The organism is Pseudoxanthomonas sp. UTMC 1351 (assembly GCF_040948865.1).
In the GTDB taxonomy this organism is placed as follows: domain Bacteria; phylum Pseudomonadota; class Gammaproteobacteria; order Xanthomonadales; family Xanthomonadaceae; genus Pseudoxanthomonas_A.
The window spans coordinates 63,476-86,933 of the sequence record NZ_JAVGJT010000022.1 but is presented as its reverse complement, the minus strand read 5'-3'; the positions used below and the strand labels follow the sequence as shown (position 1 = coordinate 86,933).

Genomic DNA, 23,458 nt, shown 5'->3' with positions numbered 1-23,458 from the left:
CCAGCCCATGACCCCGCCTATCGTGCCCCGTTTTATTGAACAGTCGCTACCTAATTGGCGCCGGGCGGTGCTCAAGGTCGGCAGCAGCCTGCTGGCGGCCGACGGTGAGGGTCTCAGCCCGCGTCACGCACTAGGCCTGGCGCAATTCGTTTCCGCCAGCTTGGCGGCTGGACGCGAAGTGGTGATCGTGTCCTCCGGCGCGGTGGCTGCCGGTCGCGCCATCCTGCACCGCAAGCCGCAATCCGGCGCGGCGATGGCCGAACGCCAGGCGTTGGCCGCACTTGGACAAGCGCAGCTGATCGGGCTATGGCAACGTTTCTTCGAGCGGCCCGTCGCGCAGGTGCTGCTGACTCATGACGATTTACGCAACCGCCGCCGCTATCTCAACGCGCGCGCTACGTTGCGTGAACTGCTGGCGCTGCACACGCTTCCTGTCGTCAACGAAAACGACACCGTCTCGGTGGACGAATTGAAGCTGGGCGACAACGACAACCTGGCGGCCATGGTGGCGGCACTGATCGATGCCGATGCGTTGTTCATCGCTACCGATATCGCCGGCTTCTATTCCGCCAATCCACGCGTCGACCCTGATGCAAGGCCCATCGACGAAGTCGAAGCGCTGACGCCGGAATTTTTCGCCATGGCAGGCGATCCCGGCAGCGGTGTGGGTACCGGCGGCATGCGCACCAAGCTGGAAGCCGCAGCCAAGGCGGCGGCCGTTGGCATCGAAACCTATTTGTTCGACGGCACCAGCGCCGAAGCGGTGCGGCTATTGGCGCAAGGCCAGCTGCGAGGGACCCGCTTCCGGCCGGCACAGAATCGGTTGGCCGCGCGCAAGTATTGGCTGCGCAATGCACCGGCTGAAGCTGGCGGGAAAGTCCTGATCGATCCTGGCGCGGCGCAGGCGCTGGTGCAGAAGGGCGCTTCGCTGCTGCCTGGAGGCGTAATTACGGCAGAGGGCGATTTCCGTCGCGGCGACATGGTGGAAGTGTCGCTGCGCGACGGCGATGGTGACCGCCGCATCGCTCGGGGGATCGTTCAGTACTCGGCTGTCGACATTCGCAGAATCGCGCAGCGACACTCGCGCGATATCGAAGGCATACTCGGCTACAGCTATGGCGAGAACATCATCCACCGCGATGATCTGGCGCTTCTGTAGAAATTTTTACCTTGTGGGAGCGACGTGAGTCGCGACGCTTTTCGTGCTGTGTGCTTCACGGTCGCGACTCACGTCGCTCCCACAAGGAACCTTAGGCTTTGTCTGGAACGCAACAATGACCGACATCAAGCAACAAGCTCTTCAATGTCGCGATGCCGCGATGGACATCGCGCAGCTATCCACCGCTGCCAAGAACGATTTGTTGCGAGCCATGGCGGCAGCGCTGGACGCCGATGCCGATACGATTCTGGCAGCCAACGGCCGGGACATGGATGCCGCCAGCGCCAAGGGCGTGACTGGCGCCATGCTGGATCGGCTGCGCCTCGATGCCGGGCGTCTAGCCAGTATCGCCAATGCAGTACGCGAAGTGGCCGAACTGCCCGACCCGGTGGGGCAGGTGACCCGGCACGAAGTACGGCCCAACGGCATCGCGATCGAACGCGTGCGGGTGCCATTGGGTGTGGTGACGATGATCTACGAAGCCCGCCCCAACGTTACCGCCGATGCCGCTGCGTTGTGCTTGAAGGCCGGCAACGGCGTGATCCTGCGTGGGGGCTCCGAAGCCATTCATTCCAACACCGCCATCGCGGCATCACTGAAGCGTGCGCTGCGCGACGCTGGGCTGCCGGACGCGGCCGTGACCCTGGTGGAAGACCTGCGCCGCGACACCATGGTGGAACTGCTGCAACTTACCGACATCATCGATCTGGCGATTCCCCGCGGCGGCGAAGGCCTGATCCGATTCGTTGCCGAACACGCCCGCGTGCCGGTGATCAAGCACTACAAGGGCGTGTGCCATCTCTACGTGGACCGGAGCGCCGATCTGGAACTGACGCTGCGCTTGTTGTTGGATGGCAAGGCCTCTCGTCCAGGCGTTTGCAATGCATTGGAGACGTTGCTGGTGCACGCCGATGTCGCCGCGGCGTTCCTGCCCAAGGCCGGTGAAGCGCTGCGTGCGCGCGGAGTGGAGTTGCGCGGGGACTCGCATTCACGCGACCTGTTGACTGACGCCAAGGCGGCAACCGAAGAGGACTATGCCGCCGAATTCCTGGACCTGATCCTGGCCGTTCGCGTGGTCGATAGTTTCGATGATGCCATCGCGCACATTCGTCGCTTTGGCTCCGACCATACCGAAGTGATTGTCACGCAAGACCAAGCCATCGCCGATCGCTTCATCCACTCGTTGCGTTCGGCGGTGGTGATGGTCAACGCATCGTCGCGGTTTTCCGATGGCGGCGAATTGGGCCTGGGTGCGGAGATCGGCATTTCGACGACACGCCTGCACGCCTACGGCCCCATGGGTGCGGAATCATTGACCGTCGAGCGCTTTGTCGTGCGTGGGGAAGGGCAGGTTCGTCACCCAGACCTTCTGTAAAAGGCCTGTCTACTATTTCGGGAGGCATGGCGAATAGCCAGGTATGCCGCTTTTCGTAGAGCCGAGCTTGCTCGGCTGCTCTCCGATCCGCGTTCGGCCAATGTGCCGTCTGACAAGAGCAGCGGAGCAAGCTCCGCTCTACATGACAGCCCTGGGGAACTTCCCCGAGCCTGGCGCTTTCGTAGAGCCGAGCTTGCTCGGCTGCTCTTGCTTCGGCGCGAACGTAGAGCCGACGTTGTTCCGGTCTACGAGAGCCGCCCTCAGCGGCTATTTGCTATCTCCTGCCGTCACAGTGCAAGCGCGAGATCGTGAGCGGCTTCTGCGCAATTTACCAGGTGTCTTCCAGATAACGCGGCTTGCAGGCGAGATAGCCGCCAATCAACAGCACCACGATGCACAAGCACAGGAACGCGAACGGCCAGTACCAACCATGCGAGTGCTCGTGCAACAGTCCGAAAGCTACCGGGCCGACGCAGGACAGCGAATAACCCACGCCCTGCATGAAGCCCGACAGCGATGCCGAGCCGGCTGGCGTGCGCGTGCGTAGATTGATCATGGTCAACGCAAGGGGAAAAGTGCTGGGGCCCAGGCCGAGCAAAGCCACCCACAGCGCCGGCAGCGTCGTCGGCGCCCAAAGCAGGCCCGCGAACGCCGCCAGATAAAAGCCGGCACACACCACCACCACACGATATGGATTGCGCATCCGCACGGCCAGCGCAGGCATGGTCAAGGATGAAATCAAACCAAAGGTGGAGAACAACGCCACCATGGCACCGCCCAGCGCCTGGGTTCCGCCGGATTCGATCAGCAGTTTCGGTAACCACGTGAACATCGAATAGGTGATCAGCGAGGTCATGCCGAACATTAACGCCATGCCCCACGCGATAGGAGAACGCCAAGTACGGCCGCGACCGGGTGGAGCGGTCAGTTCTGGCGCTTCATCGCCCGGAGTGACCGCCTGGTCGTGAAGCTGGGCCAACGCGCTGTCATGGCGACGTTCCCGCCACAGCACCGCCAACCAAGGCAGCACCGCCGCGGCTGCGATCAACGACCACATGCCCAGCGAAATTCGCCAGCCCATGGCGGCCATTACCGGCACCGCCAACAAGGCCGGCAGGATCGTGCCGGCTTGCAGGACCGTGATGTAGAGCGTGCTGACCGTACCCACGCGGTCCGCGAAGTAGCGCTTGACCAGCGGCGGAAGCACGATATTGCCAATGCCCATGCCAGCGAGCGCGGTGAGCGACGCGGCCAGCAATGCGACGGTCCCTCCAGCAAAGCTGCGCAGCAACAGGCCCAGCAGGGCCAGCAGCATCGCCAACAATGCGGTGCGCTCCAGGCCGATGCGATGGGCAATGGCGGGTGTCAGTGCGCCAAAAGCGGCGAAGGCTGCCGTGGGCAGCATGCCGAAAACACCCGTCATGGTCGCACCGAAACCGAACAGATCGCCGAGCTGATCGAGCAACGGCGTCAACGAGGTCACAGCCGTGCGCAAGTTGAAGGCCGACAAGATGATGCCGGCCAGCACCAAGCCGCGCCCGGACCAAAGGGGGGCGCTGGCGGGGTGAGAGTGGAACGTGGGGGATGCGTTGGGGGATTTCATCCCCGCCATTATCGGCTACGCACGTTGCCGAATCCGATGTGGAACAGTGTGTCGCTGAGGACACACCGTTCCTACGGCTTGGAGATGGGTCAGATGGAGGCCGTCGCCAACCCGAGATTGCCAGGCGGAAGATTGCCCGTTGGAATCACAGGCTGCATCGATTCCGGTTCGGCACGCTCGCTCATGCGCAGCGTCGTGACCTTGGCTTGTCCCAGCATCTGCGCCAGTTCTGCGGTGGCGCCCAGCTTTTCGGCAACTTCTGCGGACGTGACATCCCGTTGTGGCGCACGCCGATCAAGCGAGGAAAAGCGGAACCGGTTGTATTCGGCCCACGTGATCAGCACCAGTGCGCAGGCCGTGGCGATGATGGGGATGGCGAACACCAGGAAGGAATCGACATGATGATTGCGCGCATAAAGCTCGAAAAATGTCGTGCGCACACCCATCAGCCAAAGCAGCAAGGTGACCAGCGGCAGCCACATGTAGATGTACAAACCCCAGAAAGCGGCCGTGACAAAACCCCAGACGGCGCGCTTCAGGGGAGCTTGCGCATATGGTTTGCGGATAAGGCGAGAGTCGTATTTCATCGGATACCCCTGTCTGGGCTGACCCAGGTAGCGCGCTTGCCGCGCTTTTTAAACAGTGTCTTCGGGACCGCGGCCACGGTGGTGAACAGGCTGAGCAGCCAGAACGCCATCGGATACCAGATCATCCAGAAGTAATTGCGGCCCACCTGCGTCTCGTAGCGGCGATCGATCACGAAGCTGCTGGCGAATTGCAACATGCAGACCAAGGCCAGGATCACACCGTGCCAGGAAGGCAGGATGGTATGTATGTACAGAGCAGGCGGAAGTTCGATGAACTTGCCCAGTGCCCACAGCACGATGATCAACAGCATCGTGTAGGCCCACAGCACGCTCAACAGGTATTCGGCCAGGACGCCCCACATGCGGCGCTTGCGCCATTCGAAGAACGTAGCCCCGTGCCGGCGCAGTACTTCCACGCCGCCCTGGGCCCAGCGCAGGCGCTGACGCCATAAACCCTTCAGCGTTTCCGGCATCAGGATGAAACACAGTGCATTGGGTTCGTAACGAATGTCCCAATGATCCAACTGCAGGCGCCAGCTGATGTCGATATCTTCCGTCACCATGTCATCGGACCAATAGCCGATGCGGTGCAGGGCGGTGCGGCGGAAAGCACTGATCACGCCGGACACGGTGAAGATGCGTCCGTACACCCGCTGTGCGCGTTTGATCATGCCGATGATGGAGGAGAACTCTCCCACCTGCAGGCGGCCCAGCAGGGTCGAGCGGTTACGGATGCGCGGGTTGCCGGTGACCGCGCCCACGCGCGGCCCGGAGGTCAGGTGCCAGACCATCCAGTGTGTCGCGTATTCGTCCAGCAGAGCATCGCCATCGATGCAGACCAGGTATTCCGAGCGCGCCGCCAGTGCACCCATGCGCAAGGCGTTGGCCTTGCCCAGGTTGCGATCCAGGTGGATGACGCGCAGGCGGTCGTGTTTGGCCGCCAGCGCATTGAGCACCTCGGCCGTGTTGTCGCGGCTGCCGTCGTTGATCGCGATGATCTCGAAGTTGGGATAGTTCTGCGCCAGCGCGGCTTCGATGGTTTCCTCGGCGTTGTCGCCCTCGTTATGGCAGGGAATCAGCAATGTGGCGAACGGGAATTCCGCCATTGGCGGCGGGTCCGTACGCGGCCGCGCATGGCGTTCGCGCCGGAAGTAGTAGTACAGGCCGCCGGACATCCAGAAAAAGGACATCACGATGGGATAGAGAAAGGCGAATTGGAACAAGATGGTGAGGGGCTGGATGTCGAGGGTCTGGTTCATGGCGACCTCATCGTTCTTCGTACGGGAAGCTGCGGGCCGACATGCCGGCGCGTGCCTGGGGCAAGCGCGGGTGATCACCGATGAAATCGTCGGGATACCACGCCAGGTGTCTCACTCCATGTGCTTGCAAACGTCGTGCCAACGTATTGATTCGCTCGCCAGGTATCGGTTTGCGGGTATTCCAGTCGACCGTTTGCAGTTCGAACATCGTCTGTGTCAATTGCGGATCGTGCTGGCGCACGGCGGCAACCAGCTCGTCCAGCCAAGCTTCCGGGTGCTTGCTGCCTTCCATCCAGGGCATCGCCATCAATGCGGTGTAGTCGTAGGCGCGGTTGAACAGGTCCAAACTTTGTGCGTACCACGCCTGGCTGGCCGGCTCCAGCACCGGGCGTGCATACAAGTTGCGCACCGTCTTCAGCTTCGGCCGCCAACGTTCGGCGGAGCGCTTCAAGGCCAAGGTGAAATCGATCAGCGCCTGCGTGCGCGCAGCGGTCTGGCCATTGGCCAACGTGGTCAACTCGCTGTCGCGCAGGTATGCGTCATCGTGGAAGAGCAGGCCTTTGAGATACGAATTGGCGGCGATGTCTTCATAGATCCCGGATACGATGCGAAGCACTTCCGGCTGGGTGAAATCCAGGCGCGGAATACCGTCAGCCTCGGCACTGGCGATGCTCAGTGCGCGATTCTGCTGCGCGTCCGGCAATTGGTAAGCCAGTACGGGCAGCCAGGCGTACACCGACACATCGGCACGGGTACTCAGCTGCCAAGCCACACGGTTGAAAAGGTCCGCCCGCACCGGGAGAAAACGGTTGGGGAAGTACAGCGCATCCGCTGCACCATTTCCGTCCGGATCGGCGAACGCCTGCAGGTAGACGTGAGTGGGGCCGATACGCTTCACCCGCTCGATCAGCGTATCCACGTTGCGTGCCTGCTGCTGCGGGTCGGCATCGTAGACGGAGTCCAGATCGACCTGTAATGCGCGTACGCCAGCCTCTTCGACCGGGTGGCGCAGGCTGTAGGCAAGATCGGCCACGGTCGGATTGTCCGCCACCAGCAAGCGGGCCAGGCCATGCAGATCCGACGGCATCGGCGTGCTGCGGCCTTCCAGGTCGAACGAGATCGCCATGCCGAGCTCTTCGGCGATGCCATTGGTCACGCTGTTGTATGCGGCGTATGGCCACACGATGAGGCGCGGTGCATGGCCCAGATGCTGCTTGATCAGGCGGGTACTGCGAGCCAGATCAGCACGTACGCGCGCGCGGAATTCTGCTTCGGTTTCGTAGCGCTGGGTAAGCGGATCGTAGATGCGGGTGATCGCGGCAGGTGTCGAATTGCCCTGTGGATTGGACCGCACGCCCTGATGCAGTGCATGCGAGTGACTGGCGATTTCGACCAGCCCGCTGTCCTGCATCTCGCGCAGTTGTTCCCAGGTAACGAAGTCATCATGAGTGAACAGCCGAGGGCCATAGTCGACGCGTCGATCAGCCGGCAAGTCCACCCAATCTGTCACCACCGCTGCCACCGCCGGATAGTTGTAGGCGCGCAACAGAGGAAAGGCATGGGTGTACAGGCTTCGCAGACCATCGTCGAGCGTGATCAGCACGGGCTTCGATGGCAGCGGTGCGCCTTTCGAAGCCGCAACCACCTGCGACATCGAAACCGGGTGATAGCCGTGGCCGGCAAGCCAATCAAGGTGAGCGGCGAAGTTCTGCGTACTGACCGCGTAGGCGTCGGCGTCGCCTTTCAGCGCTACGTCGTCACGAATATCGTGATAGCTCAGGACCAGCAAGGGCTCGGCGGCCAAGGCACTGAAGCTGGGTATCCAACAGAACACCGTGAGCAGCAACAGCAACCGCCAGTGTCGGCGCGAAATACTCATCATCATTCTCCCCACCGCAGTTCGGCATCGAAGCCGAAGCGTTCTTCACGGTTCCCGTCGTACACGGGGCGCGACCAACTGACGCCGTACGTCAGAACATGACCCATCCCCAACTGCCATTCGTGCCGGTAAGCCAGCGATGGCACCCAGGCGCTGCCATAGCCGTCCTGCCAGTAAGGCCCGGCGGACACGGTGAGGCGATGGCGGAAGTGATAGTCGTAGTCCCGCCACACCAGTTGGTCGGCGCGCAGACCGAGTTCCATCGATGCGTCGCGTGACGGATTGAAGTAGGGCGTGTCGTCGCGACTGCCGTGGCTGGCGTAAAGCCCCGCAAAGCCGTTGAGCAGAAAATACGGTCGCGATAGCAGGCGTTGATCGGCCGACAGGTTCACCCCGGTGCGGCGATTTCCATCTTCATAGCGCCATTGGGTGGCGCCGAAGCGGAAGGCACTGCGCTCGTCCCTCGTATACGCCAGGACCACGCCGGCGCTATCGGCGGTGATGCCGGACGCGCGCGCCTGCAGCGAGGCTTCGGCATCGTTGCGGCGCAACTGCACGCTGCCCTCCCAGGTGTCGCTGAAACGCCAATTGGCGTCGAAATCGATGCCGGTGCCGCCCACGCGATCATTGGCGTGGTATGCCGAAAGCGAAGTGTCCAGCTGGTCGTAGGCGTAGCGCACGCCGACGCCTTGGCGACGGTAATGGACGCGCTGCTGCTGGAAATCGGCCCAACGATCGTCCGCGCCCGCGGTCAAACGCCAGCGGTCGCCGAGGATCGGCGTCTGTACTTCGACGCCATACTGGCCATCGCGGCTGCCGAGCGGTGAGTTCCCGGTGTTGCCGTCACTGCGGTCGCCGCTCACGTAGGTTCGCCATTGCCAACCGCGATGATTGCGCCACATCTGATCCATGCGCTGCACGCTCGGCTGGTTGGGATAGTCGCGCAGCAGCTGGTCATGCAGGGAGATCGCCTGGTCGTCGCGCCGCAGAACGGTCAGCGCTTCGACCTGCCCGATACGCGATTCGACGTTGCGTTCATCCACTGTGGAAGCGATACGAAAGCGTTCCAGCGCCCGCGAAGGCCAGCCGCGCATCATGTACACCGTGCCCAACGAGGACTGCAGGCCGGCGTTGTTCGGGGCAATTGCCAGCATCTCCGACAGCATGGTGTCTGCGCCAGGCAGATTCTCGGTGTAGGCGTGGAGCATCGCCAGATTGACATCGGCGTCGTAGCGTCCCCAGTTCTGGGCGTTCTGCTTGGCACCCGCCATGCGCCGCCACGGCGGTTGCGCAGCCCGATAGGCTTCCAATTGCGCGACGGCGATGTCCGCCTGCTCGCTTTCCAGATACGCATAAGTCAGCAGTGTGCGAACGCCGGGGTTATCTGGATCGGCTTTCAGCGCCGCTTCCAACACAGGAGCAGCATCTTCAGGTCGCTTCAGGGACATGAGCGAATCGCCGACCGCAGGCAGGGCGTAGCCAGGTAACGACTGCCCTTGTTGGTCAGTCAATGACCTGTATTCGTCCACCACCTGCTGGTGGCGGCCCATTTCGTTCAACAGGATCAGCCGATCCACGCGGATGCGCCGCGGCAGCGCCGAGACTTCGCGACCGGTCTGGTGCAGATATTCCTGGATGGCGGCGTCCGCTACCCGCGCTTCCGCAAGCCGGCTTTTCTCATCTTCAGGGTAGGTCTGCGCCCATACGATCAGGCGCGCCAGATAGTTGGCTTCCAGGCGCTCACGCTGCCCGGCGTCGAACAGCTCAGGGCGGGCCCGGAGTTGGCGCCAGGCCAGATAGCTGTTGCCGACCTCGGCCAGCGTCAGCACCCGCAGGCGATAGACCTCGGTGTCATCCGGCCGTTCCGCCTGAAGACGCTCGTAGATCGCGAGCGCCGGCAGCCAGCGCCGGTCATCGCGCAAGCGAGCGGCCTGCTCCAAGGAGGATTGATAGGACGGACGCGAATCCATCGACCGGGGAGGGGCAGCCGCTGAAATCGACGGCGACACGACACCCAGGGCGCACACAAGCGCCGCGAATAGTTTTGAATTTTTCAAGGCTGTCTGCCCCTGTACAGACTTGCTCCCTTGCGGGGAGCTTTTGATCAAACACAGTTACGTGGACGCACAAAGCCTGCCAATTGTATTCAGATATGAGAACTAGGTCACAAATTCACGAACAAGCGTTAATGTTTCGTAAATAAAAGTGATAGACGTCACATTTCTTCCGAAACTCGAAGGAACATGAGCCAGCTCTGCGGCTGTGGCACGGCAACGCGTGCGGGTTGGTTCGACAAGAAAAAACCGCCGGCAGGCGGTTAGGGGAAGACCATATCCGGCGATGAAAAGCATCGCGGCTGGTCGGGGAGACAGGATTCGAACCTGCGACCTCTACGTCCCGAACGTAGCGCTCTACCAGACTGAGCTACACCCCGTGTGAGCCGACTATTCTATTCAGAGACCGCTATCGACAGCAACAGTTATTTCTTCGACTGCCCCGGGCAAGACGTTCAGTCTTAGAATGACGGATTGTTTTCGTCAGGAGTTTTCGCTTGATCAAGCCGCGTACGCCGCCCGGAATTATGGAACTGCTGCCTCGCGAGCAAATCGCGTTCCAACGCATGCTGGATACGATTCGCCGCAATTACGAGCGCTTCGGTTTCCTGCCGGTGGAAACGCCGGTATTCGAGCTTTCCGAAACGCTGCTGACCAAGTCCGGCGGCGAAACCGAGCGGCAGGTTTATTTCGTGCAGTCCACCGGCGCTCTGGCCAAATCCGGCGAGAACGGTGCCGAAGGCCCGCCCGAGCTGGCCCTTCGATTCGATCTGACGGTGCCCTTGGCGCGCTACGTGGCCGAACACGAGCACGAACTGACCTTTCCGTTCCGGCGTTATCAGATCCAACGTGTCTACCGTGGCGAACGCGCCCAGCGCGGCCGTTTCCGCGAGTTCTACCAGTGCGATATCGACGTGATCGGCAAGGATGCGCTGTCCATCCGCTTCGATGCCGAGATCCTCGCGGTGATACACGCGGTCTTCAGCGATCTGGGCATCGGCGCCTTCACCATCCAGCTCAATAACCGCAAGTTCATGCGCGGCTTCTTCGAGGCGCAAGGCATCACCGACAGCGAACAGCAGGCGCTGGTGCTGCGCGAAGTGGACAAGCTGGACAAGCGCGGTGCCGATTACGTGCGCGAGACATTGATGGGTGAAGGTTTCGGTCTTTCCGCCGACGCCACCCAGAAAATCCTGGATTTCGTCGCGATGCGTTCAAGTTCGCACGCCGGCGCGCTGCAGCAGATCGAAAAAGTGGTGAGCCAAGTCCAGCATGTCTCCGGCGCAAGCGCGTCGCTCCAGGAGGGCGCCAACGAACTGCGCGAGGTGTTGGAGCTGGTCAAGGCTTTGGGCGTGCCGGAAAGCGACTACTGCTTGAATTTCTCCATCGCGCGCGGACTGGACTACTACACCGGCACCGTTTACGAAACGCAGTTGGACGACTACCCGCAAATCGGTTCCATCTGTTCCGGTGGCCGTTACGATGATCTGGCCAGCCATTACACAAAATCCAAGCTGCCTGGCGTGGGTATTTCCATCGGCGTGACCCGGTTGTTCTGGCAGTTGCGCGAAGCGGGATTGATCGCCGGTAGCGAAGGAAGCAGCGTTCAGGCCATGGTGGCGTTGATGGACGAAACCCAGCTTGCCGATTCGCTGGACATCGCTCGGCGTCTGCGTGCTGGCGGTATCAATACCGAAGTGCAGATGGAACCACGCAAGCTGGCCAAGCAATTCCAATATGCCTCGCGTGCTGGCGTGCGCTTCGTTGTGCTCGCCGGTGAAGATGAACTGGCGCGCGGCGTGGTGACAGTCAAGGACCTGCAGCGTGAGCAGCAGTTCGAAGTGCCGCGCGATGAGCTTGCCAGCAGCCTGAAGGTGGAGCTGGAACAGGCCCGACTTGAGCAGGCGCGCACGCTGGCGGGACATTGATATGCGGATCCGCATTGCCGCACTACCGATCGACATGATCGATGGCCTGCCCGTCGACAAATCGCTGGTGCCAGCGCTCCGCCTTTTTTGGGAAATAGAATGATGAAGCCGATCCGACTGGACGGAAAAACCCTGACCCGCGACAAGCTGGTGGAAATCGCCTTTGGTGCCAGCGTGGAGCTGGATACCGAGGCGTTGAAAGCGGTCGCGCGTGCGGCCGAATTCCTCGCCGAACAAGTGCGCCGCGAAGAACCCATCTACGGCGTCTCCACGGGTTTCGGCAGTAACGCCGACAAACTGTTGGGCGCGCATCCGCTGCGCGACGCGTTACCTGGCGCCGTGCCTTCGGGCCGTTCGCTGCATGAAGAACTGCAGCACAACCTGATCGTCACCCATGCCGTTTGCGTGGGCGAGCCCATGTCGCAGGAAGTGGTGCGGGCCATGCTGGGTATTCGTATCAACACATTGCTGAAAGGTCACTCCGGCATACGCGTGGAAACGCTGCAGGCGCTGGCAGCCATGCTCAATGCCGGCATCGTGCCGGTGGTGCCGGAACTGGGTTCGGTGGGTGCCTCGGGTGATTTGGCGCCGCTGTCGCATCTTGCCATCGTATTGCTCGGTGGCGGCGAAGCCTTTTACAACGGCGAGCGCATGACCGGTGGCGAAGCGTTGCGCCGTGCCAGCTTGGCTCCCATTCGCCTGTCGTACAAGGAAGGGTTGGCACTCAACAACGGCACTGCGCAGATGCTGGCGATGGGCGTGCTGGCGCTATATCGGCTGGACAACCTGCTGGATACCGCAGATCTGGCAGCTGCGATGACCATCGATGCTTTTGCCGGCCGGCTGGGGGCGTTCGCCGAGGAAGTGCACGCGCTGCGTCCGCATCCCGGGCAAGTGCACGTGGCTTCGCGCCTGCGCGAACTGCTGCATGGTTCCACGCTGGCGGATATTCCCTATCACCTGGTGCCCAGGTTCCGTTCGTGGTTGCCGCAGAGTTGGGATACCAAGGAAGCGCAACAACTGCGTTTCGATATCGGCTGGGATTGGGTGCCTGCCGATCAGCGTCATGGCCGCGAGAAATTCTATCTACGGTTCCGGCCGTTCCGTGGCGGCAAGAAGCATCAGCCGCAGGACAGCTATTCGCTGCGCTGCATTCCGCAGGTACACGGCGCAGTGCGCGACGCAGTCGCACAAGCCAAGCGCGTGCTGGAAGTGGAATTGAATGCCGTCACCGATAATCCGCTGGTTTTCCCGGACAAGACCGACGCGGCCCATGTGGAAGAACAAGTCATCTCCGCCGGCCACTTCCACGGCATGCCGCTGGCATTGGCGATGAGCTACGTGAAAGCGGCTATTCCGGTATTGGCATCGATTTCCGAGCGCCGCCTCAACAAGCTGGTCGATCCCGCGACGAATGATGGTCTGCCGGCGTTCCTGATCGGCAATGAAGACGGTACCGAATCCGGCTATATGATCGTGCAGTACACCGCCGCGGCGATCGTCAACGACCTGGCCAGCCGCGCGCATCCGGCGTCGGTATTTTCGATACCGACCAGCGCCAATGCAGAAGACCACGTCTCGATGGGCGCCAACGAAGCGCGGCACGTGCTGGCGATGACGCGCGACTTGTCCAAGGTGCTGGCGCTGGAGCTGTACACCGCCGCCCAGGCGCTCGATCTGCGTCGCGACATGATCAACGCCGCCCGCGGTCTGGCGCGGCGAGCGGACGCTGCAGCGCTGGCAGGCAAAGTATTCGGCGGGCCGTTGCCGACGGCAGACGGTCATGAAACCTTCATTGCCGAAGTGGAAGCGCTGCGTGCCGAGTTGGCCGCTAGCGAAGAGTTCCATCCCGGCGCCGCCGTGGCTGCGGCGCATGCCGTCATCCGCCAATCGATTCCGTTCCTGGAACGCGATCGAGCGCTGGATGGCGAAGTCGCCACTGCGGTGCAGTTGGTTGAATCCGGTGAGCTGTTGGCAGCCGTCCGCAACGGGTAATCGTTTGGGACACCTTGCGGTAGGAGCGCCGTCCCGGCGCGAGCTTTTTGCTCCCATCGCGATCTGAAGGAGGAGCTCGCAGCGAGACGCCGCTCCTACGGCAAACGTGTTCTACAAGGTCCTTACACAATCCCGCCCTTCGGCTTTTGCGGCATACAGCGCCTGGTCGGCGACCTGCAGCGCCGAATCGATGCTGTTCTTGGCTTCGACATCCACGCTGTGCACGCCGATGCTGGCCGAAATCGAAATATCGAATTCGCCACTGTGGCAAGGGCGCTGACGTAGTCTTTGCCGCAGTTCCTCGGCCACGGCGCGTGCCTGCACAGGGCCCAGATTGGGCAGTGCGGCGATAAACTCTTCGCCACCGAACCTCGCCAGCAATGCGTTATAAGGCTCCAGCGCCTCGGCCAGAGTGTTGGAGGTCCAGCGCAGGCAGTCGTCGCCGACCAGGTGGCCGTAGGTGTCGTTGATGCGCTTGAAGTGATCCAGGTCGATCATCAGCAGCGATATCGGCTGGCGCGTGTTGCGCGCCTGCGACAGCAACTGCTCGAACGCCTCACGAAAATGCGTGCGGTTGTACAGGTCGGTCAACCCATCATGCCGGCTGAATTCACGCAGGCGCAGATGCGCTTCTTCCAGCTGGTCCAAAGCGCTGCGCAGTTCGGCGGTGCGCAACTGCACCTCCTGTTCCAACTGGATCTTCGCATTTCCTACGATGCGTTCGTTCTCGTTGCGCAAGGCCGCGTAACGGTAGCCAAGCGCTACCGACAGCAGCAGCATTTCCAGTGCAGAACCGATCTGCACGCCATATTCGGTGATGAAGGTCTTGGGCAACAAGCCGAACGCCAGCGCCACGAACACTGCCGTTCCCAATAGAAACATTGCCCAGGCCAACAGGAATACTTTGGCGGGACGATATCCCGTATGCATCACTGCGATGGTGATGGCGGCGATCCAGGCGATGCTAAGCAGCACCGCCGCCGAGGCGACTGGCGTGGCGATGTGGTAGGGCAACTGGGTGGAGGCAACGCCCAGCAGTACGAAGAAGGCGATCAGGCCAAGACTGACACGATCCCCCCGCGGCCAGCGTTGCCGCAGGTCCAGGAATTTCCGTGCGAACTGTTGCATGCCGATCTGCGCCAGGCATATCGACAGCGGTACCGACTTGTCGGCAAGCCACGCCGAATGCGACCAGAAATACTCAAACCCCAATCCGTTGAGCGTGAATAGCACCAAGCCAAAGGCGCTGATATGGAACAGATACCAGAAGTAGCTGGCATCGCGCAGCGCCAGCCATAGCACCAGGTTGTAGAAGAACAGGGCCAGCAGGATGCCGTAATAGATGCCGATGCCCAGTTCGCTGTTACGCGCCAGCTCGGTGAAAGCCGTGGGCGTGTAAAGCGAAAGCGGCACCTGCATGGAGCTCTGGCTTTCCACTCGCACAAACAACTGCACGGGTGTGTCGACCGGCAGGTTCAACCAGAAATTGGGATGGCGGTAGCGAATGCTGCGTTGTTCGAACGGATGACTGTCGCCACCGGTGTAGTGCACCAGGCGTCCATCCGGATACCGCGCATATACGTCGATCTCATCGCTCAGCGCGTAGTCCTGCACTAGCAGCCAACGTTGCTCCGCGGGATTGCGGTTCAGCAGCGTGGCATGGAACCAGAATGCGCCGGTCTGAAAGCCGAACGAGGCGTCGCCGTTCGGCAAGGGCTTGAAGCGCTGTTCGGAAAGGTGCGCCAGGGCGGCGGTGAGGTCGGCGCTGCCATCGGTGTCGTGAAAGTACGCGGTGTGCGGGCCGAGCGATTCTTGCGTGGACTGAGCGGCGATCTCCAGTCGCGGCTGCGCCTGCGCCGATCCGCAAATCAGCAAGACCAGCAGACCTGTCCAGCGGAAGCGCCAATGGCCCATGCCCAGCTTTTTTCCCCCGAGCGGTTTGCCAGGGCAGACCACGTCCGGCTGCCCTGGCTGCTTCCATCGCAGTGTACTCATCGTTCCAGGTCCCGCCCGCTGATATGCATCGAGTCACCTTCTGTTTTGGGATGGTCCGCACCTTCCAACGCAAACAGCGGCTGGCGCAGGGCATCCGGCGATTGACGGCAGCCCTGGTCATGTATTAACGTGCTAGCACATTAGTACAGCGAAACGTCCCGATCCCCATGAAACGCCGCACTTCCGCCGCTGCCGAAAAGGCCGAATCCGCCTCGCTGCAGGCGCTCTCAAGCGCAATGGCGGCGCTCACTCGTCCGGAGGACGTGCGCGCTTTCCTGGAGGATCTATGCACGCCTGCCGAGCTGGAAGCCATGGCCGACCGCTGGCGGGTGGTGCCATTGCTTCTGAAAGGGGTGCCGTACCGGGAAATCCACGAGCTGACCCAGGTCAGCGTCACCACCATAGGCCGGGTCGCGCGCACGTTGGAGCGTGGCACCGGCGGTTACGCGCGGGCGATGCGTAGCCAGTCGTCGCGTTCCTTGCCCGCTTCCCACTGAGTCCGCACACCATGAGCCCCATAGTCGCTCCCGCGACGCGCGACCGTCTGCGCATCGCCATCCAGAAAAGCGGCCGCTTGGCCGAACCGGCCCGCGCGTTGTTGTCTGCGTGCGGCCTGAGCTGGCGCGAAAGCCGCGACAAGCTGTTCTGCTATGGCGAATCGCTGCCGGTCGACCTGCTGCTGGTCCGCGACGACGATATTCCCGGCCTGATAGCCGATGGCGTATGCGATTTTGGCGTGGTCGGCCGCAACGAACTGGATGAACAAGCCGGCGCACGCGCCCGGATCGGCCTGCCGCAGGCATATCGCGAACTACGGCCGCTCGGCTTCGGCGCATGCCGGCTGATGCTCGCCATCCCGGAAAACTGGAAGTGGGATGGGCCGGCGCAGCTGCAGGGCATGCGCATCGCCACCAGTTATCCGGCGATTCTCGCCAACTGGCTGACAACACAAGGCGTGGATGCCAGCGTCGTGGAGCTATCCGGCTCGGTGGAAATCGCGCCCAAGCTGGGCACGGCGGATCTGATCTGCGATCTGGTTTCCAGCGGCGCCACTTTGGCGGCCAACCAGCTCAAACCGGTGGAAACGTTGCTGGATAGCGAAGCCGTGCTGGCGGGGCCCACTCGCGAATTCGAGGATGCGCGCGCCGGGCTGGCGGCCATGCTGTTGCGTCGCTTGGACGGTGTGCTGAAACTCAAGGACAGCAAGCTGCTGATGTTCCGCGCCCACCGCGACACCGTAGCGGAACTGTCGCGCTTGCTGCCCGATGCCGATCCGCTCACATTGCTTCCAGTGGAGGGCGATGGCCCATTGTCGTTGCAGACCATGTGCCATGGCGCGGTCACTTGGCAGCGTCTGGAAGAGTTGGAGCGCGCCGGCGCACAGAGCTTGATGGTGCTTTCGGTGGAGAGGTCGCTGGCATGAGTGTGTTGATGAGCGATCAGCTGGATTGGTCGGCGTTGGACGAACCCGCCCGCAAGGCGGCGTTGACCCGGCCGGTGCAAACGGTAGCGGCAAAGACGCGGGAATCGGTAGCCTTGCTGCTGACGGATGTACGCGAACGCGGCGATGCCGCACTCCGCGATATCACGCTGCGCTTCGATGGTTCGCAGATGGATCGCTTCGAAGTGAGCGCGGAAGAATTCGCCGCTGCCGAGGCCGCTGTGAGCCCCGAGTTGCGGACGGCGATGGAGCAGGCAGCGCAACGCATCGAAGCCTTTCACCGTGCCGGCATCGCACAGCCTTACGCCGTGGAAACCGCACCCGGCGTGGTGTGCGAGCGGATCATTCGTCCGATTGCCCGCGTCGGCCTGTATGTGCCCGCCGGCAGTGCACCGCTGCCTTCGACCGCCTTGATGCTGGGCGTGCCCGCTCGGCTGGCGGGCTGTCGCGAAGTGGTGCTGTGCACGCCGCCACGCAAGGATGGCAGCGCCGACCCGGCGGTATTGGTCGCGGCGCAGCTGACCGGTGTGACCCGCGTATTCAAGCTGGGTGGTGCACAGGCCATCGCAGCGCTCGCCTACGGCACTGCGTCGGTACCTAAGTGCGACAAGATCTTCGGGCCGGGCAATAGCTACGTCACTGAAGCCAAGCAGCAGGTCGCGCAAAGCGGCGCTGCCGCCATCGACATGCCAGCCGGTCCCTCCGAGGTGCTGGTGATTGCAGATGCCGGCGCCGACGCGGCTTTCGTGGCCGCGGACCTGCTCTCGCAAGCCGAACACGGCCCGGATTCGCAAGTGCTGTTGATATCCGACTCCGCCGAGCTCATCGATAACGTGGCGGTGGAAATCGAAACACAACTCGCCAAGCTGCCACGCGCGGATATCGCACGAGGTGCGTTGGCCTCTTCGCGGCTGATCCGGGTTGACGCGTTGGAAGACGCTTTCGCCATCAGCAATGCCTACGCACCGGAACACCTCATCCTCGCCTTGCGCGAACCGCGGACCTGGTTGGACAAGGTGGAAGCCGCCGGCTCGGTTTTCCTGGGCGATTACACGCCCGAAGCGCTGGGCGACTACTGCAGCGGCACCAATCACGTACTGCCCACCAGCGGCGCGGCGCGTGCCTACAGTGGCGTCAGCGTGACCAGCTTCCAGAATTTCGTCAGCGTGCAATCGGCCGACCGTACCGGCATCGCCGCGATCGGCGCTTGCGCGGTGGTCCTGGCGAAGGCCGAAGGGTTGGATGCGCATGCCAATGCGGTGTCCCTGCGCCTTCGCAAGGTGGCGGCATGAACACGATGCTCAATGGCCGGGTACTCGACCTGGTGCGGGAAGACCTGCGCGGTTTCGCCGGCTATAAATCCGCGCGCAGCGAAACGCTGCGCGGCGATATCTGGTTGAACGCCAACGAGTCCGCCTGGGCCAATCCGGCAGACGCGCAGGCTTCGTGCCGCCGCTACCCGGATCCGCAGCCGCAGGCGCTGCGCGAACGGCTGGCGCAGTTGTACGGCTGCACGGTGGATCAGCTGCTGATCGGCCGCGGCAGCGACGAAGCCATCGATTTACTGGTGCGCGCGCTTTGCGTTCCCGGACGCGACGCCGTGGTGGTTACGCCACCGGTGTTTGGCATGTACGCCGTCTGCGCGCGGCTGCAGGATGCGCGTATCGCCGAATTACCGCTGGTCGATAGCGAAACCGGATTCGTGGCGGATCTTCAAGCCATTGGCGAAGCGGCCATCGCCGGCCGTGCCAAACTGGTCTTTCTGTGTTCTCCATCCAACCCCGCGGGTTCAGTCATCGCATTGGCGGACATCGCATTGCTGGCCAAACGGCTGGAGGGCAGGGCGCTGGTGGTGGTGGATGAAGCGTATGGCGAGTTCTCGGACAACGTTTCGGCGACTACTTTGCTGGCTTCCCATGCCAATATCGCCGTCCTGCGTACCTTGTCCAAGGCGCATGCACTGGCCGCCGCACGTATCGGTAGCCTTGTCGCGGACGCGGAATTGATCGATGTGCTGCGCCGCTGTCAGGCGCCATATCCGGTGCCGACGCCGTGCGCCGAACTCGCGCTGGCCGGCTTGTCGGACGCGGCGTTGGAGCAAACGCGCCAACGCGTTGAGCTGATCAGATCGGAACGGTCGCGCCTGCAGGCCGCGCTGGCGGCTTTGCCGGAAGTGTTGCGTGTATATCCCTCGCAAGGGAATTATCTTTTGGCGCGCTTCCGCGATGCCGAAGCGGCCTTCCGTTCGTTGTTGACCGCTGGCGTGGTGGTTCGTGATCAGCGCGCCGCGCCGCAACTAGACAACGCATTGCGCATCACTATTGGCTCGCCGGAACAGAATGATCGCGTGATCGCTGCATTGCGGGCACTGGAGATGGCGGCATGAGCTGGGCAAAGAGCACCGCCCACTCAATCACCGATGGCGCTTCCTTAAGTGAGCTTGGTGATAGCGCGGGTTGGTTTATTGGAACGGAGGGCTGGCGCGCTTGCAGCGGGCGTCACTTTCTTTGCTCGTGCAAAGAAAGTAACCAAAGAAAGCACGCCCCTGGCGGCGCGCCCCTTCGGGGTGCGTGGCGCCGGTGGGAATTTTCGGAAGGCACATCCATGTGCCTGCCGGAAACGCCGCGCATCGTGCGCGGCGCCCCAAGGGGTTGTACCCACCGGCGCCACCGCGCCTTAAAGGGGACCCAACTACCAAAAGCAAGAGCGAAAGCAACAGCACGGACGCCAAGCTCGCTTAAGGAAGTGCTATTGTCCTCAGCCCCCATTTTTTTCAGCCGTTCGGCTGCTAAGAAGCGCCCCCAAAGATGGAGGCAAAGTGTCGTCGCTAGCAGCACCCGAGCTATCCTCCCCTTGACCAGCCATACGGCTGTTGAAAGCAAAAAAGGGGGGCAGGAGGGAATTGCTTTTGCTTCTGCTTTCGACGGGTCATTGCTCAGCAGAAACACCCCATGACCCCCATCCTGTTCATTGACCGCGACGGCACTCTGATTGAAGAGCCAGCCGATTTCCAGATCGATGCGTACGAAAAGATCCGCTTCGTCAAAGACGTCATACCCGCACTGCTGAAACTGCGCGATGCGGGCTACCAGTTCGTCATCGTCAGCAATCAGGATGGCCTGGGCACTGACCAATATCCGCAGGCAACGTTCGACGGTCCCAATAACCTGATGTTGCAGATATTCGAAAGCCAGGGTATTCGCTTCCGGGAAGTGCTGGTGGACGGCAGCTGGCCGGAAGAGAACAAGCCCACTCGCAAACCCGGGATCGGCATGGTGTTGCACTATCTGCAGGACCGCAGCATCGACTGGAAGCGCTCGGCGATGGTCGGTGATCGTGAAACCGATATCGCTTTTGCCCACAACCTGCGCATCCGCGCTTTCCAATTAAAGACGCCTCAGTTCGGCGGCGAATGGGACTGGAATGGCATTGCGCACGAGTTGGCCGATGCACCACGCCGCGCGGTAGTCCAACGCGATACCAAGGAAACGAAGATCCGTGTTGAAGTGGACCTGGATCGTATTGCCGATCCCGTCGTGCACACCGGCCTACCGTTTTTCGACCACATGCTGGAGCAGATCGGCAAGCACGGCGGTTTCGCGCTGAATATCAAGACCGACGGCGATCTGCACATCGACGAGCACCACACCGTCGAAGACACCGGACTGGCGCTTGGGCAAGCACTACGCGAGGCGTTGGGCGACAAGCGCGGGATCGGCCGCTACGGGTTCACTCTGCCGATGGACGAAACGCTGGCAACCGCTGCGCTGGATTTCAGTGGGCGGCCATACTTCGTGTTCGAAGGCGAATTCAAGCGCGAACGCGTTGGCGACCTGCCGACCGAACTGGTCCCGCACTTCTTCCGTTCGGTTTGCGATGCGTCGGGTTTGAATCTCAACCTCAGCGTGCGCGGCGACAACGATCACCACAAGGTCGAAGCGTGCTTCAAATCGCTGGCGCGCGCGTTGCGGCAGGCTATCCGCCGCGAGGGTGCAGAACTGCCATCCACCAAAGGAGCCCTATGATGCAGGTGGCTTTGATCGACGCCGGTGGCGCCAATCTCGGCTCTGTGCGCTACGCCTTGCGCCGCCTCGGCGTGGAACCGACGTTAACGGGCGATCCGCAGACAATACAAAGTGCCGACCGCGTGATTCTCCCCGGCGTCAGCACCGCCGCCATGGTGATGGGCCGGCTGCATGAGTTGGGGTTGGTGGACACGCTGCGTGGTTTGGACAAGCCTCTGCTGGGCGTCTGCGTGGGGATGCAGTTGCTGTTCGAACATTCCGAGGAAGACGACACGCCTTGCCTGGGACTGCTTCCCGGCCGCGTCGCCAAATTGCCGGCCGGTAAGGGTGTGCGCGTTCCGCACATGGGATGGAATACATTGCGCCGGCAGCGTGCTGCATCGCTGACGAATGGCATAGACGAAGATGGCTACGCCTACTTCGTGCACAGCTATGCGGCACCGGTGACGGAAGACTGCCTGGCGACGACGCAGCACGGATCGCCATTCGCGGCCATTGTTCAGCGCCGCAACGTGGCGGGTGCGCAATTCCATCCGGAACGGTCGGCGACGGTGGGTGCCACGTTGCTGAAGAATTTCCTGGAGACCGGCCTGGCATGAACGGAATAGTTGCCAACGCGGCACAGATCTTCCTGAAGGGGGAGACGGACTTTCAGCTTTACCCTGCCATCGACGTACGTGACGGACGCGTGGTGAGACTGGCGCAAGGTGACTATGCGCGCGAGACACGCTATGACAGCGAGCCCCTCGCTGTCGCGCAGCTCTACGCGCAACAAGGTGCGCAGTGGCTGCACTTGGTCGACCTGGATGCGGCACGTGCAGGCGGGTATACGTTGGCGCCACTGCTGCGGGAAATCCGTGCGACCACAGAACTGAAGGTGCAAACCGGTGGAGGTGTGCGTTCGCGCCAGGACGTGGCCGATATCCTGGAAGCGGGCGCGCAGCGGGTGGTGATCGGGTCGCTGGCAGTGCGTGATACCCAAACCGTGCTGGATTGGATTGCCGAATTCGGTGCCGAACGCATTACCGTTGCGCTGGACGCCCGGCAGGATGAAGAGGGTGTCTGGCGCTTGCCGGTGCATGGCTGGACCGAAACCGCTGCCGACACGCTGGACGATTTGGCCCAACGGTTTGCGGAAGGCGGTTTGAAACACTTGTTGAGCACCGACATCGCGCGCGACGGCATGCTCTCCGGTCCAAATTTCGATCTGTATCGCCATCTGGCACGCATCGCGCCTGGTCTGTTGGTGCAAGCCTCCGGTGGCGTGCGCGAAGCCGGCGATGTAGCAATGGCGAGAGCGGTAGGCTGTGCCGGCATCGTGCTGGGCCGCGCCTTGCTGGAAGGCCGCTTCACGTTGCCGGAGGCGCTGGCATGCTGAGTCGCCGCATCGTTCCGTGCCTGGACGTACGCGACGGCCGCGTGGTCAAGGGTGTGCGTTTTCGCGATCACGTGGATATGGGCGACATCGTCGACTTGGCCTTGCGCTATCGCGATGAAGGCGCCGACGAGCTCGTGTTCTATGACATTGGCGCCAGCCCGGAAGGGCGCTCGGTGGATTACAGCTGGGTGGAACGGGTATCCAGCCTGCTGGATATTCCTTTCTGCGTGGCCGGTGGCATCCGCAGCGTGGAAACCGCGCGCGCGGTGCTGTACGCCGGCGCGGACAAGATTTCGATCAATACGCCCGCGCTCGCGCGGCCGGAGTTGATTTCCGAATTGGCGCATGCCTTCGGCGTGCAGTGCGTGGTGGTCGGCGTCGATTCCGTTCGTGAAGCCGATGGACAGTGGCGTGTGCGGCAATACACCGGCGATCCCGCCAAGACCCGTGCGCTGCCGATACGCACGCTGGATTGGGTGGTCGAAGCTCAACGGCTGGGCGCTGGCGAGATCGTGCTGAATTGCATGGACAATGATGGCGTGCGCCGCGGCTACGATATCGAGCAACTGAGCGCCGTACGTGCGGTCTGCCAAGTGCCTTTGGTCGCTTCCGGAGGCGCGGGCGAGCTGGAACACTTTGCACAAGTCTTTCGCGAAGCGGATGTGGACGCCGCGTTGGCCGCCAGCGTATTTCATAGCGGGAAAATCGCCATCGCCGATCTGAAGCGCGACCTGGCGGAACAGAACATTGAGGTGCGCCGTGGGAACTGATGCGATACCG

18 protein-coding genes and 1 tRNA gene are annotated in these 23,458 nt (G+C 62.2%); 12 read left to right on the top strand and 7 right to left on the bottom strand.

What is annotated here, in order from left to right:
• The first annotated feature begins 7 nt into the window (after positions 1–7).
• Both proB and AB6O04_RS15645 read left to right on the top strand, forming a co-directional pair.
• Positions 8–1,159, top strand: coding sequence for a glutamate 5-kinase (gene proB, locus AB6O04_RS15650; protein WP_368565042.1), 1,152 nt, complete (start codon positions 8–10; stop codon positions 1,157–1,159).
• A 46-nt stretch (positions 1,160–1,205) separates the two neighbouring features.
• On the top strand, positions 1,206–2,534 hold the full coding sequence (locus AB6O04_RS15645; protein WP_368565072.1) for a glutamate-5-semialdehyde dehydrogenase: 1,329 nt from the start codon (positions 1,206–1,208) through the stop codon (positions 2,532–2,534).
• A 328-nt stretch (positions 2,535–2,862) separates the two neighbouring features.
• On the opposite strand, the gene AB6O04_RS15640 is transcribed toward AB6O04_RS15645, so the two are convergent.
• From AB6O04_RS15640 to AB6O04_RS15615, 6 genes are all read right to left on the bottom strand, one after another.
• The gene (locus AB6O04_RS15640; protein WP_368565040.1) at positions 2,863–4,146 is read right to left on the bottom strand and encodes a CynX/NimT family MFS transporter; all 1,284 of its coding nucleotides are present in this window, start codon (positions 4,144–4,146) and stop codon (positions 2,863–2,865) included.
• An 80-nt stretch (positions 4,147–4,226) separates the two neighbouring features.
• Entirely contained in the window at positions 4,227–4,724 is a 498-nt protein-coding gene (pgaD, locus tag AB6O04_RS15635) for a poly-beta-1,6-N-acetyl-D-glucosamine biosynthesis protein PgaD (protein ID WP_368565038.1), read from the bottom strand.
• The gene (gene pgaC / locus AB6O04_RS15630) at positions 4,721–5,983 is read right to left on the bottom strand and encodes a poly-beta-1,6-N-acetyl-D-glucosamine synthase (protein WP_368565037.1); all 1,263 of its coding nucleotides are present in this window, start codon (positions 5,981–5,983) and stop codon (positions 4,721–4,723) included. Before pgaC ends, pgaD begins: the two co-directional genes overlap by 4 nt.
• Positions 5,984–5,990: 7 nt before the next feature.
• Entirely contained in the window at positions 5,991–7,862 is a 1,872-nt protein-coding gene (gene pgaB, locus AB6O04_RS15625; protein ID WP_368565035.1) for a poly-beta-1,6-N-acetyl-D-glucosamine N-deacetylase PgaB, read from the bottom strand.
• Between the two features lie 2 nt (positions 7,863–7,864).
• Complete coding sequence (gene pgaA / locus AB6O04_RS15620; RefSeq protein WP_368565033.1) at positions 7,865–9,919, bottom strand: poly-beta-1,6 N-acetyl-D-glucosamine export porin PgaA; 2,055 nt, start codon at positions 9,917–9,919, stop codon at positions 7,865–7,867.
• 300 nt (positions 9,920–10,219) lie between these two features.
• A tRNA-Pro gene (locus AB6O04_RS15615) sits at positions 10,220–10,296 on the bottom strand.
• Positions 10,297–10,413: 117 nt separating this feature from the next.
• On the opposite strand from AB6O04_RS15615, the gene hisS reads away from it, so the two are divergent.
• Together hisS and hutH are read left to right on the top strand one after the other, a co-directional pair.
• Positions 10,414–11,844, top strand: coding sequence for a histidine--tRNA ligase (hisS, locus tag AB6O04_RS15610; protein ID WP_368565031.1), 1,431 nt, complete (start codon positions 10,414–10,416; stop codon positions 11,842–11,844).
• Positions 11,845–11,946: 102 nt separating this feature from the next.
• On the top strand, positions 11,947–13,839 hold the full coding sequence (gene hutH, locus AB6O04_RS15605) for a histidine ammonia-lyase (protein ID WP_368565071.1): 1,893 nt from the start codon (positions 11,947–11,949) through the stop codon (positions 13,837–13,839).
• Between the two features lie 111 nt (positions 13,840–13,950).
• On the opposite strand, the gene AB6O04_RS15600 is transcribed toward hutH, so the two are convergent.
• On the bottom strand, positions 13,951–15,834 hold the full coding sequence (locus AB6O04_RS15600) for a 7TM diverse intracellular signaling domain-containing protein (RefSeq protein WP_368565029.1): 1,884 nt from the start codon (positions 15,832–15,834) through the stop codon (positions 13,951–13,953).
• Between the two features lie 167 nt (positions 15,835–16,001).
• On the opposite strand from AB6O04_RS15600, the gene AB6O04_RS15595 reads away from it, so the two are divergent.
• From AB6O04_RS15595 to hisF, 8 genes are all read left to right on the top strand, one after another.
• Positions 16,002–16,331 carry a YerC/YecD family TrpR-related protein gene (locus tag AB6O04_RS15595; RefSeq protein ID WP_368565027.1) on the top strand — a complete coding sequence of 110 codons (330 nt, stop codon included), beginning with the start codon at positions 16,002–16,004 and terminating at the stop codon, positions 16,329–16,331.
• Positions 16,332–16,342: 11 nt separating this feature from the next.
• Positions 16,343–17,257, top strand: coding sequence for an ATP phosphoribosyltransferase (hisG, locus tag AB6O04_RS15590; protein WP_368565026.1), 915 nt, complete (start codon positions 16,343–16,345; stop codon positions 17,255–17,257).
• 8 nt (positions 17,258–17,265) lie between these two features.
• Positions 17,266–18,567, top strand: a complete 1,302-nt coding sequence (gene hisD, locus AB6O04_RS15585; protein ID WP_368565025.1) for a histidinol dehydrogenase — start codon at positions 17,266–17,268, stop codon at positions 18,565–18,567.
• Positions 18,564–19,661 carry a histidinol-phosphate transaminase gene (gene hisC / locus AB6O04_RS15580; RefSeq protein WP_368565024.1) on the top strand — a complete coding sequence of 366 codons (1,098 nt, stop codon included), beginning with the start codon at positions 18,564–18,566 and terminating at the stop codon, positions 19,659–19,661. The genes hisD and hisC overlap by 4 nt, the downstream gene beginning before the upstream one ends.
• Positions 19,662–20,226: 565 nt before the next feature.
• Entirely contained in the window at positions 20,227–21,300 is a 1,074-nt protein-coding gene (gene hisB / locus AB6O04_RS15575) for a bifunctional histidinol-phosphatase/imidazoleglycerol-phosphate dehydratase HisB (RefSeq protein ID WP_368565023.1), read from the top strand.
• Positions 21,297–21,899: an imidazole glycerol phosphate synthase subunit HisH gene (gene hisH / locus AB6O04_RS15570; protein ID WP_368565021.1), complete on the top strand. Its 603-nt coding sequence runs from the start codon at positions 21,297–21,299 to the stop codon at positions 21,897–21,899. Before hisB ends, hisH begins: the two co-directional genes overlap by 4 nt.
• Positions 21,896–22,678, top strand: a complete 783-nt coding sequence (gene hisA / locus AB6O04_RS15565; RefSeq protein ID WP_368565020.1) for a 1-(5-phosphoribosyl)-5-[(5-phosphoribosylamino)methylideneamino]imidazole-4-carboxamide isomerase — start codon at positions 21,896–21,898, stop codon at positions 22,676–22,678. Before hisH ends, hisA begins: the two co-directional genes overlap by 4 nt.
• Complete coding sequence (hisF, locus tag AB6O04_RS15560) at positions 22,672–23,448, top strand: imidazole glycerol phosphate synthase subunit HisF (protein ID WP_368565019.1); 777 nt, start codon at positions 22,672–22,674, stop codon at positions 23,446–23,448. Before hisA ends, hisF begins: the two co-directional genes overlap by 7 nt.
• Positions 23,449–23,458: the final 10 nt, after the last annotated feature.

What these genes read in the sequence shown, in the direction of transcription:
- proB (WP_368565042.1), top strand. Translation starts at nt 8, where the DNA reads ATGACCCCGCCTATCGTGCCCCGTTTTATTGAACAGTCGCTACCTAAT.
- AB6O04_RS15640 (WP_368565040.1), bottom strand. Translation starts at nt 4,146, where the DNA reads ATGGCGGGGATGAAATCCCCCAACGCATCCCCCACGTTCCACTCTCAC.
- pgaD (WP_368565038.1), bottom strand. Translation starts at nt 4,724, where the DNA reads ATGAAATACGACTCTCGCCTTATCCGCAAACCATATGCGCAAGCTCCC.
- pgaC (WP_368565037.1), bottom strand. Translation starts at nt 5,983, where the DNA reads ATGAACCAGACCCTCGACATCCAGCCCCTCACCATCTTGTTCCAATTC.
- pgaB (WP_368565035.1), bottom strand. Translation starts at nt 7,862, where the DNA reads ATGAGTATTTCGCGCCGACACTGGCGGTTGCTGTTGCTGCTCACGGTG.
- hutH (WP_368565071.1), top strand. Translation starts at nt 11,947, where the DNA reads ATGAAGCCGATCCGACTGGACGGAAAAACCCTGACCCGCGACAAGCTG.
- AB6O04_RS15600 (WP_368565029.1), bottom strand. Translation starts at nt 15,834, where the DNA reads ATGAGTACACTGCGATGGAAGCAGCCAGGGCAGCCGGACGTGGTCTGC.
- AB6O04_RS15595 (WP_368565027.1), top strand. Translation starts at nt 16,002, where the DNA reads ATGAAACGCCGCACTTCCGCCGCTGCCGAAAAGGCCGAATCCGCCTCG.
- hisG (WP_368565026.1), top strand. Translation starts at nt 16,343, where the DNA reads ATGAGCCCCATAGTCGCTCCCGCGACGCGCGACCGTCTGCGCATCGCC.
- hisD (WP_368565025.1), top strand. Translation starts at nt 17,266, where the DNA reads ATGAGCGATCAGCTGGATTGGTCGGCGTTGGACGAACCCGCCCGCAAG.
- hisC (WP_368565024.1), top strand. Translation starts at nt 18,564, where the DNA reads ATGAACACGATGCTCAATGGCCGGGTACTCGACCTGGTGCGGGAAGAC.
- hisB (WP_368565023.1), top strand. Translation starts at nt 20,227, where the DNA reads ATGACCCCCATCCTGTTCATTGACCGCGACGGCACTCTGATTGAAGAG.
- hisH (WP_368565021.1), top strand. Translation starts at nt 21,297, where the DNA reads ATGATGCAGGTGGCTTTGATCGACGCCGGTGGCGCCAATCTCGGCTCT.
- hisA (WP_368565020.1), top strand. Translation starts at nt 21,896, where the DNA reads ATGAACGGAATAGTTGCCAACGCGGCACAGATCTTCCTGAAGGGGGAG.
- hisF (WP_368565019.1), top strand. Translation starts at nt 22,672, where the DNA reads ATGCTGAGTCGCCGCATCGTTCCGTGCCTGGACGTACGCGACGGCCGC.